The 18370-nt window shown below is 64.4% G+C and carries 16 protein-coding genes and 2 pseudogenes; 13 read left to right on the forward strand and 5 right to left on the reverse strand.

Features of this window, described 5'->3' with window-relative positions; translation table 11 throughout:
- The first annotated feature begins 60 nt into the window (after window positions 1–60).
- The 6 genes and pseudogenes from rlmB (at window position 61) to alr (ending at window position 4781) form a co-directional block, all read left to right on the forward strand.
- Entirely contained in the window at window positions 61–819 is a 759-nt protein-coding gene (gene rlmB, locus C84B14_RS00895; protein WP_353221467.1) for a 23S rRNA (guanosine(2251)-2'-O)-methyltransferase RlmB, read from the forward strand.
- Between the two features lie 137 nt (window positions 820–956).
- Entirely contained in the window at window positions 957–1316 is a 360-nt protein-coding gene (gene rpsF / locus C84B14_RS00900) for a 30S ribosomal protein S6 (protein WP_348766717.1), read from the forward strand.
- A gap of 12 nt (window positions 1317–1328) precedes the next feature.
- Window positions 1329–1559 carry a 30S ribosomal protein S18 gene (gene rpsR, locus C84B14_RS00905; RefSeq protein ID WP_006914321.1) on the forward strand — a complete coding sequence of 77 codons (231 nt, stop codon included), beginning with the start codon at window positions 1329–1331 and terminating at the stop codon, window positions 1557–1559.
- A gap of 9 nt (window positions 1560–1568) precedes the next feature.
- Window positions 1569–2003, forward strand: a pseudogene (gene rplI / locus C84B14_RS00910) (50S ribosomal protein L9); the annotation flags it as partial.
- 323 nt (window positions 2004–2326) lie between these two features.
- The gene (gene dnaB / locus C84B14_RS00915) at window positions 2327–3682 is read left to right on the forward strand and encodes a replicative DNA helicase (RefSeq protein ID WP_348766716.1); all 1356 of its coding nucleotides are present in this window, start codon (window positions 2327–2329) and stop codon (window positions 3680–3682) included.
- Between the two features lie 31 nt (window positions 3683–3713).
- Complete coding sequence (alr, locus tag C84B14_RS00920) at window positions 3714–4781, forward strand: alanine racemase (RefSeq protein ID WP_348766715.1); 1068 nt, start codon at window positions 3714–3716, stop codon at window positions 4779–4781.
- 261 nt (window positions 4782–5042) lie between these two features.
- On the opposite strand, the gene C84B14_RS00925 is transcribed toward alr, so the two are convergent.
- A complete protein-coding gene (locus C84B14_RS00925; protein WP_353221468.1) occupies window positions 5043–6032 on the reverse strand; it encodes an alpha/beta hydrolase in 990 nt (329 codons plus the stop codon).
- Window positions 6033–6252: 220 nt separating this feature from the next.
- Between C84B14_RS00925 and radA the strand changes: the two genes are divergently transcribed.
- Entirely contained in the window at window positions 6253–7620 is a 1368-nt protein-coding gene (gene radA / locus C84B14_RS00930; protein WP_353221469.1) for a DNA repair protein RadA, read from the forward strand.
- Between the two features lie 297 nt (window positions 7621–7917).
- On the opposite strand, the gene C84B14_RS00935 is transcribed toward radA, so the two are convergent.
- The gene (locus tag C84B14_RS00935; RefSeq protein WP_353221470.1) at window positions 7918–9255 is read right to left on the reverse strand and encodes an HlyC/CorC family transporter; all 1338 of its coding nucleotides are present in this window, start codon (window positions 9253–9255) and stop codon (window positions 7918–7920) included.
- A 68-nt stretch (window positions 9256–9323) separates the two neighbouring features.
- On the reverse strand, window positions 9324–10127 hold the full coding sequence (locus C84B14_RS00940) for a cytochrome C assembly family protein (protein WP_348767059.1): 804 nt from the start codon (window positions 10125–10127) through the stop codon (window positions 9324–9326).
- Between the two features lie 158 nt (window positions 10128–10285).
- Between C84B14_RS00940 and ffh the strand changes: the two genes are divergently transcribed.
- The 5 genes and pseudogenes from ffh to rplS all read left to right on the forward strand — a co-directional run bounded on the left by ffh (window position 10286) and on the right by rplS (window position 14037).
- Entirely contained in the window at window positions 10286–11692 is a 1407-nt protein-coding gene (ffh, locus tag C84B14_RS00945; RefSeq protein WP_353221471.1) for a signal recognition particle protein, read from the forward strand.
- Window positions 11693–11853: 161 nt separating this feature from the next.
- A pseudogene (gene rpsP, locus C84B14_RS00950) lies at window positions 11854–12090 on the forward strand (30S ribosomal protein S16); the annotation flags it as partial.
- Window positions 12091–12264: 174 nt separating this feature from the next.
- A complete protein-coding gene (gene rimM / locus C84B14_RS00955) occupies window positions 12265–12783 on the forward strand; it encodes a ribosome maturation factor RimM (protein ID WP_353221472.1) in 519 nt (172 codons plus the stop codon).
- 25 nt (window positions 12784–12808) lie between these two features.
- On the forward strand, window positions 12809–13579 hold the full coding sequence (trmD, locus tag C84B14_RS00960) for a tRNA (guanosine(37)-N1)-methyltransferase TrmD (protein ID WP_353221473.1): 771 nt from the start codon (window positions 12809–12811) through the stop codon (window positions 13577–13579).
- A gap of 110 nt (window positions 13580–13689) precedes the next feature.
- A complete protein-coding gene (rplS, locus tag C84B14_RS00965) occupies window positions 13690–14037 on the forward strand; it encodes a 50S ribosomal protein L19 (RefSeq protein WP_348767055.1) in 348 nt (115 codons plus the stop codon).
- Window positions 14038–14699: 662 nt separating this feature from the next.
- Here the strand turns inward: rplS and C84B14_RS00970 are convergent.
- Window positions 14700–15218, reverse strand: a complete 519-nt coding sequence (locus C84B14_RS00970; protein WP_353221474.1) for a C40 family peptidase — start codon at window positions 15216–15218, stop codon at window positions 14700–14702.
- Window positions 15219–15281: 63 nt separating this feature from the next.
- On the reverse strand, window positions 15282–16307 hold the full coding sequence (trxB, locus tag C84B14_RS00975) for a thioredoxin-disulfide reductase (RefSeq protein ID WP_353221475.1): 1026 nt from the start codon (window positions 16305–16307) through the stop codon (window positions 15282–15284).
- A gap of 184 nt (window positions 16308–16491) precedes the next feature.
- Here trxB and sppA point away from each other — a divergent pair, with 184 nt between their 5' ends.
- Complete coding sequence (gene sppA, locus C84B14_RS00980) at window positions 16492–18369, forward strand: signal peptide peptidase SppA (protein WP_353221476.1); 1878 nt, start codon at window positions 16492–16494, stop codon at window positions 18367–18369.
- Window position 18370 lies beyond the last annotated feature (1 nt).

Raw genomic sequence — 18370 nt, forward strand, 5'->3', positions numbered from 1 at the left:
TCTGCCGGGCTTTCTTGATTGGGCGCTTTCCCTGCGCCCAGGAATGAAACGAGGCGTCGAATGACGGATACGCAGCAACAGAGCCTGATCGGCGGTTTTCATGCGGTGATGAGCGCGTTGGAAAAACAGCGCGCGCTGGAATGCATCTGGCTGGCCAGCGGCCGCCGCGACGGCCGTGCCGAAGCATTGCGCCAGGCCGCCGGCGCCCGCGGCGTGGCGATTGCAAGCGCGGACATGAGCGCGCTGGATGCCATGCTGCCGGAGGTGCGCCATCAGGGCTGTATCGCCCAGCTCGCGCTCGCGCGTGAACAGCGCGAGTCCGATCTGCCGCAGTTGCTGGCCCAAGCCGAGCGACCGTGGGTGCTCGCGCTCGATCAGGTGCAGGACCCGCACAACCTTGGTGCCTGCCTGCGCAGTGCGGCCGCCGCTGGGGTGACGGCCGTGATCGCGCCGCGTAAACGCGCCGCCGGTTTGACCGCGGCCGTGCACAAGGTCGCTGCCGGGGCGGCCGAGCGCGTGGCTTTCGTGCCGGTGACCAATCTCACCCGCGCCATCGCGCGTTTGCAGGAGGAGGGCTTCTGGGCGGTTGGCCTGGACGGCGGCGCCGAGCGCAGCCTGTATGACGAAGCGCTGCCGGAACGCCTCGTGCTGGTCGCGGGCGGCGAGGAGAAAGGCATTCGCGAACTCACCGCGCGCCAGTGCGATGCGCTGGTGTCGATCCCCATGGCCGGCGATGTGGAAAGCCTTAACGTGTCGGTGGCCACCGGGGTGGCGCTGTTCGAGGCGCGCCGTCAGCGCCAGGCCGTCATCACGACATGAACCGGCCTGCCAGGCGCGTTGCGTTGGGCGCGACAAGCCCTTAGACTACCGCGCCTCGCGGCGTTCGCGCCGCAGTCCTTGCTCCACGGCAGATCGAATACGATCGCACCGGGGGCTGCAACCCGAAAGGAAACACAATGCGACACTATGAAATCGTGTTTCTGGTCCATCCGGACCAGAGCGAGCAGGTGCCGGCGATGGTCGAAAAATATCGCGGCATCATCGAAAACGACAGCGGTACGATCCACCGCCACGAAGACTGGGGCCGTCGTCAGCTGGCCTATCCGATCACCAAGATCCACAAGGCGCACTACGTCCTGATGAACGTGGAGTGCTCGCAGGAAGCCCGCGAGGAACTCGAAGACGCGTTCCGCTTCAACGACGCCGTGCTGCGTCATCTGGTGATCGCCCGTCACAAGGCCGATACCGACCCGTCCCCGCTTGCCAAGAACGCCGAAGATCGCGGCGAACGCAAGCCCGCTGCCAACGCCAGCTAAGGAGTTTCGACCATGGCCCGTTTTTTCCGTCGCCGTCGTTTTTGCAAGTTCACCGCCGAAGGCGTCGAGGAGATCGATTACAAGGATATCGAGACCCTCAAGCAGTACGTCACCGAAACCGGCAAGATCGTTCCCAGCCGTATCACCGGCACCGCGGCGCGCTATCAGCGTCAGCTGTCCACCGCGGTCAAGCGTGCGCGTTTTCTCGCGCTGCTGCCGTACACCGACCGGCATTCGTCCTAGGAGGCACCCGTGGAAGTCATTCTGCTACAGAAAGTCCGCAACCTCGGCGACCTGGGCGATACCGTCAAGGTCCGTCCCGGTTACGGCCGCAACTTCTTGATGCCGCGCGGCATCGCGCTGCCGGCCACCAAGGCCAACCTGACCGTGTTCGAAGAGCGTCGCTCCGAGCTGCAGGCGGCCTCGCAGGAGCGTGAAGACCGTGCCAAGGCACGTGCCGACCAGCTGCGTGGCAAGGAATACGTCATCGCCATGCGCGCCAGTGACGAAGGCAAGCTCTTCGGCTCCGTGGGTCCGCAGGAAATCTCCGACGCGATCACCGAAGAAGGCGTCGAGGTCAGCCCCAAGGAAGTCACGCTGACCGAAGGCACCATTCGTCAGGTGGGCGAATACACCGCGACGCTGCATCTGCATGCCGAGGTCGAGGTCGAGGTCACCGTGATCGTCGCCCAGAAGACCGACATGGGCATCAACATGCCGCCGCGGCGTGCGGCCGATGAGGCTGAAGAAGACGCCACCGCCGACGAGCTCGACGGCGAGCGTGTCGAGGACGCCGGCGAACCGGCCGACGAAACCGGCACCGAAGCCGATGCGCCGCTTGGCGAGCGCGAGGACTGATCGCAGATCAGTCGAGGCAATCGTGCCGATTTGAAACGCCGCCTTCGGGCGGCGTTTTTTTTGGTCGGTGGCGGGCGTAAACTCCAGCTTCATTCGCGTTGCCTGTCACAGGCGGCGCGATTTCCCTTGTTAGCGTAGACAGGCGATTCGCCATGGCCGAAGCCAAGCTTCCTCCGCATTCCATCGAGGCCGAGCAATCCGTGGTCGGCGGGCTGCTGCTCTCCGAGCGGGCCTGGGACGACGTCGCGGGCCGTATTTCCGAAGATGACTTCTATCGCGAGGATCATCGCCTGCTATTCCGCGGGCTCGCCGACCTGGCCGATACCGGCAAACCGCGCGACCTGGTCACCCTCACCGAATGGCTGCGCAGCCGCGATCTGCTCGAGCGCGCGGGCGGGGCGAGCTATCTCGGCAATCTGGCCGCGGATATTCCCGGGGCGGCCAATATCAAGGCGTATGCCGATATCGTGCGCGAGCACTCGGTCATGCGTCAGCTCATCCGGGCAGGCGACCTGATCACCACCATGGGCTTCGAAACCGAGGGGCGCAGCGCCTCGGAGCTTCTCGAAACCGCCGAAAAGGAAATCTTTGCGATCGCCGAACGCGGCCGGCGCGGTGGTGAAGGTCCGCAGGGCCTGAATTCGTTGTTGACCCAGGCCGTCAACCGGATCGAGGAGCTGGTATCGAAGGGCGACCAGTTCGCCGGCCTGCCGACCGGGCTCTACAACTTCGACAAGATGACCAACGGCCTGCAGCCGGCCGACCTGATCATCCTCGCCGGGCGTCCGTCGATGGGTAAGACCAGTCTGGCCATGAACATGGTCGAAAACGCTGCCATCAAGGAGAAGGTGCCGGTCGCGGTGTTCTCGCTGGAAATGTCCGCCGAGCAGCTGGTCATCCGTATGATTTCCTCCTGGGGGCGAATCGATCAGTCGCGCCTGCGCTCGGGGCGGCTGACCGAAGACGATTGGCCGAAGATCACCTCGGCGATCGGCATCATGAACGAAAACGCGCGGCTGTTCATCGACGACACGCCCGCGCTGTCGCCCAGCGAAATGCGTGCGCGTGCGCGCCGGCTCAAGCGCGAGCACGACATCGGCCTGGTGATGGTCGACTATCTGCAGCTCATGCAGGTGCCCGGCACCAAGGAAAATCGCACCAACGAAATCTCCGAGATCTCGCGCTCGCTCAAGGCGTTGGCCAAGGAGCTGGATGTGCCGGTGATCGCGCTGTCCCAGCTCAATCGCCAGCTCGAACAGCGCGAGGATCGACGCCCGCGCATGTCGGATTTGCGCGAGTCCGGCGGTATTGAACAGGACGCCGACCTGATCCTTTTCGTCTATCGCGACGAGGTATACAACGAAGACACCCCGGACAAGGGCGTGGCCGAAATCATCATCGGCAAGCATCGTAACGGCCCGACCGGCACCGCCCGTACGGCATTCCTGTCGCATTTCACCCGCTTCGAGAATCTGCAGGAACACTACGACGAGGATTTCATGGAATGATGCCGAGTCCCTGCCGACCTGACGCGACGTCATGATTCGCGCTCAGGCAGTCATCGATCGCGGCGCCCTGGCGCATAACCTGGCTCGGGTACGTGCGCTCGCCCCCGGCAGCCGCGTCTACGCAGCGGTCAAGGCCGATGGCTACGGCCATGGGGCGGTGACGGTCGCCTGCGCGCTGGACCAGGCAGACGGCTTCGCCGTATCGAGTCTGGATGAAGCGCTGCAGCTGCGCTGGGCCGGCATCGACAAACCGATCGCGATGCTGTCGCAGCAGCTCGACGAGTTCGTCTGCAACCAGGCCGGCGAGCATGGCTTTGAGCTGGTGCTGTTCCACCCCAGCCAGCTTGCCGCGCTCGAACACTACGTCGGGCCGGCGCTGAAAGCCTGGGTGAAAATCGATAGCGGCATGCATCGACTGGGCTTTGCCCCCAACGACGTTGACGAGGTCGAGGCACGTCTGGCGAAGCTCGAGCGCCTCGAGGTGGTCGGCTGGCTCACCCATCTGGCCTGTGCCGATGAGCCGTCGCGACCCGAAACCCAGTCGCAACTGGATGTTTTTGCGCGAACCACCGCCGATCGCAGCGGGCTGCGCTCGATCGCGAACTCGGCCGGGGTGCTGGCCTGGCCGGCGGCGCATGCCGACGTGGTACGCCCGGGCATCATGCTCTACGGCAGCTCGCCCATGTGCGACCGCGATGCGGCCAGCTACGATCTTCGTCCGGCCATGCACCTGAGCGCGCCGCTGATCGCCCGCAACCGAATCGCCGCGGGCGAAACGGTGGGCTACGGCGCGACCTGGCGCACGCCCGATGCCATGGATATCGGCGTGATCGGTATCGGCTACGGTGACGGCTACCCCAGGCATGCGCCTTCGGGCACGCCGGTGCTCATCGATGGCGTGCAGGTACCGCTGGTGGGGCGCGTGTCGATGGATATGATCACCGTAGACCTGCGCGGCGCGCCCAATGCGAAAGTCGGCGATCGGGCGACGCTCTGGGGTAATGGCCTCGACGTGGACGAGGTCGCCCGCCATGCCGACACGATTGCCTACGAGCTGTTTTGTCGGCTGACGCCGAGGGTGCGTTTCGAGGTGGTGTGAGAGTCGCTGTTGTGACGCCGTTGGTGGGCTGTGCTCGACAAGGTAGGTTGTCCACCAATGCGCGCGAACACACGAGACTCAGCTGAACGACAGCGCCCTAGAAGGCCGATTGCTTCGCTGTTAACGCCGCATGCTCAACGCTTCGCCCTATCACTTGCTGCCTTTAATTCGCGTTTATTGGCGTGCATTGACGGACCTTTTTCTTTCGGTGTCGATTGCGCCATTGCGCCTGCGGCGGTTCGCTGATGGGAGGGGCGTGCGTCACCGCAGGCTGATCGGGCTGCGCCCGCGTTCTTCGCGTTTCGCGCGACTCTTCTCCCGGCGACGGTTGTCGGTTGCCTCCGGGGTGAGGTGTTCGTGAAAGAATGCGCTCTGGTCGGCGCTGGACTGACGAAAACCGGCGCCGCGATAGATATCGAAATGGCCGATCTTGTAGTGGCGCTCGCGAGCTCGCTCGCCTGCATGCAGCACGGTGGCCTCGGCGGCCCAGGGCGGGGCGACGCTGTCTTCATCGCAGATCTGGATTAGCGCCGGGCAGGGCAGGCGATTGGCACGCCTGCCGGGCCGATAGAACGCCAGGGTCAGCGCGAAGCGCGCGGCGATTTCGTTACGCCAATCGTCGGGGGTGATGGCCATATAGCCGTCGTAGGCGTCGTCGCTACTCATCGCGGCCAGGGTGCCGGGACGGCCGACGATGGGAATCATGTAGGGGTCGGCGCCGGCTAGGTTGTTGATGGCATCGCGGATGCCGGCCCAGGTGAGCTTGAGCAATTGCAGGATGCCGGCATAGGAGGCGAGGTTGGTGACCGCGGCCAGGCCGTCCATCATCGGGCCCTGGGCCGTGACTGCAGCGACATGCCCATCGCGCGCGGCGGCGGCGATGACGTGGCCGCCGGAGAAGGAGCTGCCCCAGAGGGCGATGCGTTCGGCATCGACGTCGGCCTGGCGGCGGGCCACGGCGATCGCGATCTTCCAGTCGTAGAGCTGTGCGCGAACCGATAAAAGCTGGCGCGGCTCGCCGTCGCTGGCGCCGAAATAACGATAGTCGAACAGAAATACCGCCAGCCCGGCGCTGGCAAAGCGTTCGGCATAGGGTTCGAGGCCGGCATCCCGGGTGCCGCCGAGGCCGTGCGCCATGACCACGCACGGTACGCCCTCCGGCGTGCGCAGGGCATCGGTACGCGCGGGATAGAACCAAGCGCGACAGGTGGTTCCGCGGCTGATGAAGTCGATATCCAGGCGTTCGTGCATCGAAACCTCGCAGGTAGTAGGCCAGCGCGCTACAACGATCGGCGCGCTTTGCGTGCATCGCTAAAGTACAGCGCCTAGTATGCCGGTTTGTTTTCAGCTGCCGTAAGGGCATGCCCGGCACGGCGCGGCAGTTTCCCGACCTGCCGTCGGCGCGGTGGCGCCGATGAAATGGGCTGGCGGCCCGATTTGCGATGTCGCCAGACGTGAATTTGAGGTAGCAATGGCACGCAACAAGACCGTTTTCATCTGCGAATCCTGCGGCGCCAGCCATGCGAAATGGGCCGGGCAGTGCAGCGATTGCGGGGCCTGGAATACGCTGGTGGAAAGCGTTGCTGCCGCGCCGGCCAAGCCCGGGGCGGGCGCGCCGGCGAGCTTCGGCAACGCAGCCCCACAGGTGGAACGGCTGAACGCGATTCGCCCGGCCGAAACCGCGCGTACGCCCACGGGGCTGTCGGAGCTCGACCGCGTGCTCGGCGGCGGGCTGGTGCCCGGCTCCGTAATCCTGATCGGCGGCGATCCGGGCATCGGCAAATCGACGCTGCTATTGCAGGTGCTCGCCCAGCTATCCGCAGCGATCCCGGCGCTGTATGTCACCGGCGAGGAATCCTTGGAACAGGTCCACCTGCGCGCCCAGCGCCTGGGCGTGGATCAGGCCGAACTGGCGGTGTTGGCCGAAACCTGCGTGGAACGCGTACTCGCACTGGCCAAGCCACAGGCGCCGAAGCTGGTGGTGATCGATTCGGTACAGACCGTGTTCTCGCAGGCGGTGACGTCGGCGCCGGGCAGCGTGTCGCAGGTGCGCGAATCGGCGTCCATGCTGGTGCGTTTTGCCAAGGCGACCGGCACGGCGCTGATTCTGGTCGGCCATGTCACCAAGGAAGGCACGATTGCCGGGCCGCGTGTACTCGAGCATATGGTCGATACGGTGCTCTACTTCGAAGCCGAGGCCTCCAGCCGGTTTCGCGTGATCCGGGCGGTGAAGAATCGTTTTGGCGCGGTCAACGAGCTGGGGGTGTTCGCCATGTCCGGCAGCGGGCTCAAGCAGGTCACCAACCCGAGCGCGATCTTTCTGTCGCGTCATGAAACCGCGGTGCCCGGCAGCGCCGTCATGGTCACCCGCGAGGGCTCGCGGCCGATGCTGGTCGAGGTGCAGGCGCTGGTGGACGAATCCCAGCTGCACAACCCGCGCCGGGTCGCGCTTGGCCCGGACGGGCAGCGCCTGGCCATGCTGTTGGCGGTGCTGCATCGCCATGGCGGTATTCCGCTCGGCGATCAGGACGTATTCGTAAACGTGGTGGGCGGCATGCGGGTGAGCGAAACCGCGGCCGATCTGGCGGTGGTGCTGGCCGCTCTGTCGAGTTTTCGCGATCGTGCGCTGGGCGAGCGGCTGGTGATCTTCGGCGAGATCGGTCTGGCCGGCGAAATTCGCCCCGTACCGGGCGGCGAGGACCGCCTGGCCGAAGCGGCCAAGCACGGCTTTACCCGGGCGATCGTGCCCAAGGCCAACACGCCGCGCAGCAAGCGGGTCGGCGAGATGGAAGTGGTCGGCGTCGCCCGCCTGAGCGAGGCGATCGACGCGATCAGCTAGCCGACGAAGCCGACGCCAAGCTAGGGAAGCTCTGCATAACCTCTCACGGATCGCGTTCGAGTCCTCACAGACGGTGCGGCAAGGCGTCCAGGCGCAGCGCCTGCCTTATTGGCAGGTCAAGCCTGGCAACGCGGCCGCGGCGTCTGTGAGGCCGAACCCCTTGCGGGCCGGGGCTTTGCGCGCGCTTGATCGGCGTCAGTGTTCGCTACCGTGCAACGAGCACGCTACGCTCTCACTTCCTTGTCAATCACGCGCAAAGCACGCCGGCGCGACCGTGACAGGTTATGCAGAGCTTCCCTAGCGCTGGGCCTTGTCGGTGCCGCGGTCCGCGGCGGCCTCGTCGACGCCCGTATCCTCGCCCGCCGCGCGGCGCAGCCTGCGCTTGGGCGGTTTGACCCGTACCGTCTGCACAAGGTTCGCACGCGTCTGCGCGATTTCCAGCACGTATTTGCCCACCTTGAGCTTGGTGCCGGGCTGCGGAATGGTTTCCAGATGCTCGGTGATAAGCCCGTTCATCGTTTTCGGCCCGTCGACGGGCAGCTTCCAGCCCATGGCGCGGTTGAGCGAACGCAGCGTGACCGTGCCATCCACCAAATAGCTGTCGTCACCGTCCATATAGACGTTCTTGACGCGCGTGGCGGGGTCGGTGGTGAATTCGCCCACGATCTCTTCGAGGATATCCTCGAGCGTGACCAGCCCCTGGATATCGCCATACTCGTCGACCACGAAGCCGATCCGGCGCTGCTGGTTCTGGAAATTGAGCAGCTGCTGATTGAGCGGCGTGCCCTCGGGTACGAAGTAGGGTTCGCGCGCCAGGCCGAGCAGGGCGTCCTTGTCGAGATTGTCTTCGGAGATCAGTGCGAGCACGCGGCGCATGTGCACGATGCCCGCCAGCTCGTCGATGGAGCCGTCGAAAATCGGCAGCCGCGTATGCTGGTTATGCACCAGCTGCTCGAGGATTTCGGCCCAGGACTTGCTGATATCGATGCCCACGATCTCGTTGCGAGGCACCATGATGTCCTCGACCGTGGCATTTTCCATATCGAGAATCGACAACAGCATCTGCTGGTGTCGGCGCGGAATCATCGCGCCGGCTTCGGTGACCACGGTGCGCAGTTCCTCGGAAGACAGCGAATGGGCGGCCGCATCGTCTGCCGATACCCCGAACAGGCGCAGGATGCCGTTGCCGGCCAGGTTGATGACCATCACCACCGGCCAGGCCACGCGCAGCAGCGGCGCATACACATAAGAGGCCGGATAGGCCACGCGCTCCGGGTGCAGGGCCGCCAGCGTTTTCGGCGTGACTTCGGAAAAGATCAGCACGAACACGGTAAGGGTGATCGTGGCCACGAGCACGCCGACGTTGCCGAACAGCCGGATGCCGATGACGGTCGCGACCGCCGAGGCCGCGATGTTGACCAGGTTGTTGCCCAGCAGGATCAGGCCGATGAGGCGGTCCGGACGATCCAGTAGATGGGCCGCGCGCGATGCGCCGCCGTGGCCGGTTTTGGCCAGGTGCTTCATGCGGTAGCGGTTGAGCGTCATCAGCCCGGTTTCCGAGCCCGAGAAAAAGGCCGATAACACGAGCATCAGCAGCAGTATGCCGAACAGTATCGGCAGAGAAATGGCGTCCAAGAAGTCAGCCCTGAATCAAATGAATGCGCGTCTCGCGTGCCCAAGATCGGCACGGGCTACGATGCGCTTTACCAATGTTGGCCCAGAATGAGCTCCAGCACCAACTTGCTGCCGAAATAAGCCAGCACGAGCAGCGCATAGCCGGCCAGAGCGCCGCGTACGGCCAGGCGTCCGCGCCAGCCGTAGCGCCAGCGCCCGTACAACAGCACCGCGAAGAATGCCCAGGCGACCAGCGACAGCACGGTCTTGTGGACCAGATGCTGGGCGAACAGGTCGTCGATGAACAGCGCGCCGGTGGCAATGGCCAGGCTCAACAGGAAAAAACCTGCGCCGATCAACCGGAACAGCAGCATTTCCATGGTCTGCAATGCGGGCAGCCGGGTGAACATGCCCGTGGGCGGTCGGCGTCTGAGCTGACGATGCTGCAATGCGAGCACGATGGCCTGTACCGCACCCAGCGTGAGCAGGCCGTAGGCGAGTATCGACAGCAGAATATGCAGCTGCAGCGGCCAGGCCAGCGCTTCCGTGGCGCTGTGCGAGTCCGGCACGAGCAGCGCGGCAATCGCGCATAGTCCGGCAAAGGGGTAGATCACCAGGCCCAGCGCGCCCACCGATTCACGCAGCGAAAACAGCCATAGCAGCAACGCCGCCTGCCAGGCGAACAGCGACAGCGCGGTACCCAGCCCGATGACCAGCATGCCGGAATGCAGGCTCAGATGAACCAGCGAGCCGATCTGGCCGGCCAGCCCCAGGCCGGCCAGTACGCTGACATGCCAGTAGGGCGCGCCCTGGGCGAGGTGACGCCATACGGCAGCGGCCGCGCCCGCGTAGAGCAGCGCGGCAAGGAGCACTTCCAGTACGACCAGTGCCATTTATGGTGCAGGGGACTCGTAAGCCATGAGGACCATTGTGCCGTATTTCTCGTGTCGGGCGGGCCGCGAACGTTGCGGCTTGATCGTTGTTTGGAATGCAGCCGCGTCCTGCGACGTTATACTGGGCGCCTTCATGGTTCCATCGATCGAGCGCGTGCATGTTCGACAGTCTGAGTGATCGGCTCAATCGCAGTTTTCAGACCATCCGCGGCCGCGGCCGGCTGACCGAAGACAACATCAAGGCCACCCTGCGCGAAGTGCGCATGGCGCTGCTCGAGGCCGATGTGGCGCTGCCCGTGGTCAAGCAGTTCGTCGACGATATTCGTGCCCGCGCGGTGGGCAACGAGGTGATGACCAGCCTCACGCCGGGGCAGGCGCTCATCAAGATCGTCAAGGACGAGCTGACGTCGTTGCTGGGTGAGGCCAACGAAAGCCTCGACCTGCGCGTGAAGCCGCCGGCGGTGGTGCTCATGGCCGGCCTGCAGGGCGCGGGTAAGACCACCTCCACCGGCAAGCTCGCGCGCTATCTCAAGCAGCGCGAGAAGAAGTCCGTGCTGGTGGTCTCCACCGACGTGTATCGCCCGGCGGCCATCGATCAGCTCGCCCGGGTCGCCCACGATGTAGGCGTGGATTTTCATCCGAGCCAGTCGAGCGACAAGCCGCTCAAGATCGCGCAGTCGGCAATGGAGGCCGCGCGCAAGGGCTTCTACGACGTGCTCATCGTCGATACCGCCGGCCGGTTGGGTATCGACGACAAGATGATGGCCGAGATCAGCGCCCTCAACGAGGCGCTGACCCCGGCTGAGACGCTGTTCGTGGTCGATGCCATGACCGGCCAGGACGCGGCCAATACGGCCAAGGCGTTTGGCGACGCGCTGCCGCTGACCGGCGTCGTCCTCACCAAGGTCGACGGCGACGCCCGTGGCGGTGCGGCGCTGTCGGTGCGCCAGATCACCGGCAAGCCGATCAAGTTCCTGGGCGTGGGCGAAAAGCTCGAAGCGCTCGAGCCGTTTCATCCCGATCGCGTGGCTTCGCGCATTCTGGGCATGGGCGACGTGCTGTCGCTGGTCGAAGAGGCCGAACAGAAGGTCGATCGCCAGAAGGCCGAAAAGCTCGCCAAGAAACTGCAGAAGGGCAAGGGTTTCGATCTCAACGATCTGGCCGACCAGCTGCGCCAGATGCAGGAAATGGGCGGCCTGGGCGCGCTCATGGAGAAGCTGCCCGGCGGCGCCCAGATGCCCAAGGGCATGGCCGCGGCCGCCGACGATACCCAGGTCAAGCGCATGCTGGCCATCGTCGATTCCATGACCGCCCAGGAGCGCGCCTTTCCGGACGTGATCAAGGCATCGCGCAAGCGCCGGATCGCCAGTGGTTCAGGCACCCAGGTTCAGGACATCAACCGCCTGCTCAAGCAGCATCTGCAGATGCGCAAAATGATGAAGAAGTTCAAGGGCGGCGGCATGAAGAAGATGATGCGCGCCATGCAGGGCATGGGCGGCGGCGGTGGCGGCATGCCGCCCGGCATGGGCGGTGGCGGTACGCTGCCACCGGGCATGGGCCGATAGCGCTCAAGGGTTTGGCGCCGGTTCGGTCGCGTATTGCTCGATCGGTGCTTTCCTTTTTCTGCTATTGGCGTACAATGCGCGATCTTTGTACGGGCTTGAGCAGCGATTTATATCCTGCTTGCAGCATCGTTCATTCATATCAACGGCATAAATAAACGGCTATGGTCAAAATTCGGCTGCAGCGCGGCGGCGCTAAGAAGCGTCCCTTCTATCACATCGTAGTGACCGACATGCGCAACGGGCGCGACGGTCGTTATATCGAACGCCTGGGTTTCTTCAACCCGGTCGCGATCGGTGGCGAAGTGCCGCTGCGTCTCGATATCGAGCGTATCGAGTACTGGAAGGGCCATGGTGCACAGCTCTCCGAGCGCGTGACCAACCTGGTCAAGAGCTTCAACCGTCACGGTGAAGGCCAGGCCCCGGCCCGTGCCGCGCCGCCGGTGAGCAAGGCCAAGGAAGCGCCGAACCAGACCGTACCGGCCGGTGAGACGGGCGATCAGTCCGCCGAGGCTGCCCCGCAGGCCGACGAAAACCAGGCCGGCGCCGCGGAATAATCCCGCGGGCTCGCACGCATGGCAGATCGACCTGTCGTTCTCGGCCATGTGAGCGGGCTGTTCGGTGTCAAGGGATGGATCAAGGTCTATTCCTACACGCGCCCGGCCGTCAATCTTCTCGAATACGAGGATTGGCTGATAGGCCGCCAGGATGAAACCTGGCGGCCTTTTCGCGTTCTGGATGCACGCGAGCAGGGCAAGACGCTGGTCGCCTGTCTGGCCGCCAACGACATGCCGTTGGCCGACCGCGATGCGGCGGCTGAGCTGATCGATCTGCAGATCGCGGTCGAGCGCGACCAGCTGCCCGAACCCGAAGACGGCGAATACTACTGGTTCGACCTGGTCGGCCTGGACGTGGTCACGCTCGACGGCACGCCGCTGGGGCGCGTCAAGGCGATGATGGAAACCGGCGCGAACGATGTGCTCGTGCTCCAGGGTGATCGCGAGCGGCTGGTGCCGTTCGTGGTGGGTGAAATCATCGACGATGTCGACCTTGAGGCGGGCCGTATCGTCGCCGACTGGGACCCTGACTTCTAAACCCGTTAACCGGCAGTATTCGGCCATGCGTATCGACGTCGTCACGCTGTTCCCGGAATGGGTCGGCCAGCTCGAGCAGTTCGGTGTGGTCGGGCGCGGGCTGCGCGAATCGCGTCTGGAGCTGGCCTGCTGGAACCCGCGCGACGACGCCGATAACGCTAGCGGTCGTGTCGACGACAGGCCGTACGGCGGCGGCCCGGGCATGGTCATGCAGGGCCCGCCGCTGGCCGCGACTTTGGAACGGGTCAAGGCGGCGCGCGGCCATGGCGTGCCGGTGATCATGCCGTCGCCGCAGGGCCAGCCATTCGATCAGCGCCAGGCGCAGGCACTGGCCGAAGGCGAGGGATTCGTGCTGGTATGCGGGCGCTATGAAGGGATCGACCAGCGCTTTGTCGATGCCTACGTCGACAAGGAGCTGTCGGTCGGCGACGTGGTGCTCTCCGGCGGCGAGCTGCCGGCGATGATGATCATCGATGCCGTCGCCCGGCTGTTGTCCGGCGTACTGGGTGACAGTCGATCGGCAGCCCAGGATTCGTTCGTCAACGGCCTGCTCGATCATCCGCATTACACCCGACCGCCTCGATTCGCCGGGCGCGACGTGCCCGACGTGCTGCTCAGCGGAGATCACGCGCGCATCGAGCGCTGGCGGGCGCAGCAGGCGCTGGGCGCGACATGGCGTCGGCGTCCGGATCTGCTTGCGCGTTGCGAGCTCGACGCCGCCCAGAAAGCGCTGCTGGACGGGTATATCGCCGGCGAAACCGACGAATCGGACACCCACGGCGGCTCACGCGAATAGAATTTATTGAAAAACCTCGCCACGGGTGGCGAAAAACGCGTCGAGTTCCGGTATACTGCCGCGTCTTTCAACGCCCCCGTGGCCTCCAAGAACGCTACTAGAGACTGACCATGAGCAACATCATCGACGAACTGGAAGCCGAGCAGCAGAGCGGCAAGAATATTCCGGATTTCTCGGCCGGCGATATGGTGGTCGTGCAGGTGCGCGTGAAGGAAGGCGAGCGTGAGCGTCTGCAGGCCTTCGAAGGCATCGTGATCGCCAAGCGTAACCGCGGCCTGAACTCGGCTTTCACGGTGCGCAAGGTATCGCACGGCGAAGGCGTGGAGCGCGTGTTCCAGACCTTTTCCCCGAACGTGGCTGAGGTCAAGGTACTGCGTCGTGGCGACGTTCGCCGCGCCAAGCTCTACTATCTGCGCGAGCGCAGCGGCAAGTCGGCCCGAATCAAGGAAAAGCTCTAAACGCTTCTTTCCACGCCATGCCTGCATGGCGGCATAGAAAACGGCGCCCTCAAGGCGCCGTTTTTGTATCTGGCTGCGATCAAGCGGTTTCTTGATTCAGCTATACAACGCTCTGGCTGTTCTCAAGCACGCACGTTGTCCGCGCATGAACGCGAAGACACGCGAATTAAGGCCAAAGACGGGTCGCGCGAAGGCCAACTGGCCTGCTGTTCAGGCCGCACGCGCAAGGCGGTCCGCAGATGGGCCTCGAGATGCTGGGATTTCGCTAGTCGACCGTCTGAGGGCTGTGGTCTTCAAGGGTGGCCGCAGATTTCGCACATGAACGAGCGCGGCAGATGCGCCCGACGACAGCGCACGATCACGATCTCGTCTCTTCGATCTGCGTGATCTGCGTCGATCTGCCGACTACTTCTCACCGCTAATGCCACCCAGGCCAAGCCACCCGTGCTGTCGATAGCCCACCAAGGCCAAATAAATCAATCGGCGTAATACGCGCGCAGACGGCTTCGTGATCATGCACGCAGCGCCGCTGGCTGAACTCAAGCAGCCAGGTTGTCCGCTGTTGAGCGCGAAAGACGGATTGTTCGAAGGCCGGCTGGGGTTATGTTCCCGCCGCGTGCTCAACGTTGCCATACCCAGGAGCGGCTTTAAAAGCGCTGTTGTCAGGGCAGCTGGCGCACCACGCCGACCAGGCGCTGGGCCCAGAAGTCGTCGTCGGTATCGAACAGCGCCACGCCGCTGTTGGCACCGCTGACGCCGGGGTTGGCCATTAGCATTTCGCCCGCCTGGGTGTATAGACCGACCAGCAGCCGGTCGTCGCCCTGGCTGTTTTCGATACGGAAGAACAGCAGATCGGCCGGCTCGGCTTCGACCAGTTCGATGGGCTTGCCGGTATCCAGCTGGGCCTGAATATCACGCGGCAGGGCCGCGCCCACGCTCTGATAGGCGGCATATACGAGGCCGCTGTCGTCGTAGGCCTGGGGGCCGGTCGCGCCGGCCTGGTAGGGGCGTCCCAGGGCCTCTATGGCGGCGTCCGCCACGGCGGCGCGTGTATCGGTGGTGGGCGGGATCTCGTTCTTGCTTGGGCTGCTGCTACAGCCAGCCAACATCAGCGCGACGGCGCCGATCAGAATCAGGAGGGTGGCGCTTAGCGCGCGCGCCGGGCGCGTTCGAATTGTCATGGCTCAATCATGCCTCAAGCCCGGCGCATACGGCCAGTTCGCCGCATGCGCCGGGGCCTGGAATCATACCTCGCGATGTGCCGCCTGGCTTTCGACGTGCGCGTCGCGCGCGGTTTCGTCCTCGCTCAGGGCGTCCAGGTATTTTTCTGCGTCGAGGGCGGCCATGCAGCCGGTGCCGGCCGAGGTGATGGCCTGACGATAGACATGGTCCATCACGTCGCCGGCGGCGAACACGCCGGGTTTGCTGGTGGCGGTGGCGTTGCCCTGGGTGCCGCTCTGTACCTTGATATAGCCGCCGGCCATGTCCAGCTGGCCTTCGAAAATATCGGTATTGGGCTTGTGGCCGATGGCAATGAAGATGCCGTCGACGTCGAGCTGTTGGGTTTCGCCGCTTTCCCGGTGTTTGATGCGACCGCCGGTCACGCCCATTTCGTCGCCGAGCACTTCCTCGAGCTCATGGTCCCAGATGATCGACACATTGCCGTTGGCGACCTTGTCGAAGAGCTTGTCGGCCAGGATCTTCTCACCGCGGAACTTGTCGCGCCGATGGACCACGGTCACATGGGCCGCGATATTGGACAGATACAGCGCTTCTTCCAGCGCCGTATTGCCGCCGCCGATAACCGCGACGTTCTTGTTGCGGTAGAAAAAGCCGTCGCAGGTCGCGCAGGCGGAAATGCCCTTGCCCATGAAGGCGGTTTCCGATTCCAGCCCCAGATAGCGGGCGGTCGCACCCGTGGCGATGATCAGCGCATCGCAGGTATAGATGCCGCGATCACCTTCCAGACGATAGGGCGGCTTCGACAGGTCGGTGGTATGGATATGGTCGAACACGATCTCGGTATCGAAGCGCTTGGCGTGTTCTTCCATGCGCTGCATCAGGCCGGGGCCTTGCAGGCCTTCGACATCGCCGGGCCAGTTGTCCACGTCGGTGGTGGTCATCAGCTGCCCGCCCTGTTCCATGCCGGTGAGCAGAACCGGCTTGAGGTTGGCGCGTGCGGCATAAACGGCCGCCGTATAGCCGGCCGGGCCGGAGCCGAGAATGATAAGCCGGTGATGAATCATGGGTTTGCTGTCGTCTTTGCTCATGGTCGATCCTGGCGCAGAATTGGCGATCTAGATTCGTCTTGATGTGGCGCATTGGCGCCCGATTCAAGTCGCGAAGGGCAGTGCGAGCGGCTACACTGCCACGCGTCGCGCGCGTTTGCATCCAGCCTTGTCGTTCAGCGATCGAGCCGCTCATGCATCACCGGCTCGGTCTATGGGAGTTGTTGTGGCCAAGAAACCCTCGCTCATTCGTCGTCTCTTTCGTGGCATTTGGCGCACGATCCTGCTGTTCTATGCGCTGCTGCTGATCGTCACGCTGGTGCTGATTCCGGTGGGGGTTTATTTCGCTTTCTTCAGCGCGCCCAGCGTGAGCGTGGAGCAGGATACGGCGCTGGTCTGGGCGCCCAGCGGCGATCTGGTGGAGCAGCGCAATCACGGTGTCGGCTCGCTGCTCGGGGCGGCGGTGTCCCAGCCGCAGCCGCAGTCGGTGGTTCGTGACCTGATCGACTCGCTGGACCGGGCCGCCGACGATAGCCGTATCAAGCTGGCGTTTCTCAAGCTCGACGAACTGGGCAGTGCCCAGCCCGGCCAGCTGCAGGACCTCGTGGCCGCGATCGATCGCTTCAAGCAGTCCGGCAAGCCGGTCTATGCCTGGGCGCCGTCCTACGATCAGGCCCAGTACGCGCTCGCCTCGCATGCCGATACCATCTACATGGACCCGCTCGGCTATGTGCTGATTCCCGGCTACGGCGTTTATCGCAACTACTACAAGGACGCGATCGACAAGCTCGGCATCGAGGTCAACGTGTTTCGCGTGGGCGAATACAAATCCTATGTGGAGCCCTATACCCGCAACGACATGTCGCCGCAGGCGCGTGCGGCCAACCGGACCTGGATGAACTCGCTGTGGCAGACCTATCGGGACGAGGTCAGCGCCGATCGCGAATTCGCCGCAGCCGATATTGATCGCTATACCGAAACCTATGCCGATGCACTGGTCAGCGCCGGCGGCGATGCCGCGGCCGTTGCCCGGGATGCCGGGCTGGTCGATACGGTGGCACCGCTGTCGGATATTCGCACCGAAGTCAGCAACCTGGTCGGCCGCGACGAAACCCACGGCAGCTTTCGCCAGATTCATTATGTCGACTACCTCAATGCCACCGAAGCGCAGCAGCCGGCGCCGGCCACCGAAAGCCGTATTGCGGTGGTCGTGGTCGAGGGCGGCATTGTCGACGGCGAAAGCGTGCCCGGCTCGGCCGGCGGCGATACCATCGCCCGCATGATTGCCGATGCGCGGCGCGACGACCACGTCGCCGCGCTGCTTCTGCGGGTGAATTCGCCGGGCGGCTCGGTGACCGCCTCCGAGCGTATTCGGCGCGAGGTCGAGCTCACCCGTCAGGCGGGCAAGCCGGTGGTGGTATCGATGGCCGGCGTGGCCGCATCCGGCGGCTACTGGATCTCCATGAACGCCGACCAGATATGGGCCGAGCCGGCCACCATCACCGGCTCGATCGGCATCTTCGGTATCGTGCCCACGTTCGCCAAGCCGCTGAACGATCTGGGCATTCATACCGACGGCATCGGTACTACGCCGCTGTCGGGCGCGCTGCGGCTGGATCAGCCGCTTTCCGAGCCGGTGAAGGCCATGCTGCAGGCGGGCGTCGAGCACGGCTACGACGAATTCGTCGGTCGCGTTGCCAGCGCACGTAACATGCAGGAACAGGCTGTACGCGAGATCGCCCAGGGCCGAGTCTGGAGCGGTATCGATGCCGAGCGCATCGGTCTGGTCGATCACCTGGGTGGCTATCTGGATGCCGAGCAGGCCACGGCCAAGCTCGCCGGCCTGGGTACCGACGACTATACCCTCCAGCCCATGCTGCCGCCGTCGGACTGGCGTGCGGCGATTCGCGAATTCCTGAGTTCGAACGTTCAATCCGCGATCGTGCCGGCCTGGCTTTCGAAAGTCACCGATGCATCGGCCCTTGATTGGCTGCGTAACGGGCTCAATGATCCACGACATCTGTATGCGCATTGCTTCTGTGCGCTCGATAACGACGCGCGCCCCGGCGCGCGCGTTTCGCTACCTCAAACACGCGTGGAGTGAA

Source organism: Salinisphaera sp. C84B14 (assembly GCF_040361435.1).
Taxonomy (GTDB): domain Bacteria; phylum Pseudomonadota; class Gammaproteobacteria; order Nevskiales; family Salinisphaeraceae; genus Salinisphaera.

Excerpts from the sequence above, each read along its gene's own strand:
- C84B14_RS00940 (WP_348767059.1), bottom strand. The coding sequence starts at position 10,127 with ATGGCACTGGTCGTACTGGAAGTGCTCCTTGCCGCGCTGCTCTACGCG.
- C84B14_RS00970 (WP_353221474.1), bottom strand. The coding sequence starts at position 15,218 with ATGACAATTCGAACGCGCCCGGCGCGCGCGCTAAGCGCCACCCTCCTG.
- rlmB (WP_353221467.1), top strand. The coding sequence starts at position 61 with ATGACGGATACGCAGCAACAGAGCCTGATCGGCGGTTTTCATGCGGTG.
- ffh (WP_353221471.1), top strand. The coding sequence starts at position 10,286 with ATGTTCGACAGTCTGAGTGATCGGCTCAATCGCAGTTTTCAGACCATC.
- rplS (WP_348767055.1), top strand. The coding sequence starts at position 13,690 with ATGAGCAACATCATCGACGAACTGGAAGCCGAGCAGCAGAGCGGCAAG.
- rpsR (WP_006914321.1), top strand. The coding sequence starts at position 1,329 with ATGGCCCGTTTTTTCCGTCGCCGTCGTTTTTGCAAGTTCACCGCCGAA.
- radA (WP_353221469.1), top strand. The coding sequence starts at position 6,253 with ATGGCACGCAACAAGACCGTTTTCATCTGCGAATCCTGCGGCGCCAGC.
- rimM (WP_353221472.1), top strand. The coding sequence starts at position 12,265 with ATGGCAGATCGACCTGTCGTTCTCGGCCATGTGAGCGGGCTGTTCGGT.
- dnaB (WP_348766716.1), top strand. The coding sequence starts at position 2,327 with ATGGCCGAAGCCAAGCTTCCTCCGCATTCCATCGAGGCCGAGCAATCC.
- trxB (WP_353221475.1), bottom strand. The coding sequence starts at position 16,307 with ATGAGCAAAGACGACAGCAAACCCATGATTCATCACCGGCTTATCATT.
- C84B14_RS00925 (WP_353221468.1), bottom strand. The coding sequence starts at position 6,032 with ATGCACGAACGCCTGGATATCGACTTCATCAGCCGCGGAACCACCTGT.
- trmD (WP_353221473.1), top strand. The coding sequence starts at position 12,809 with ATGCGTATCGACGTCGTCACGCTGTTCCCGGAATGGGTCGGCCAGCTC.
- rpsF (WP_348766717.1), top strand. The coding sequence starts at position 957 with ATGCGACACTATGAAATCGTGTTTCTGGTCCATCCGGACCAGAGCGAG.
- alr (WP_348766715.1), top strand. The coding sequence starts at position 3,714 with ATGATTCGCGCTCAGGCAGTCATCGATCGCGGCGCCCTGGCGCATAAC.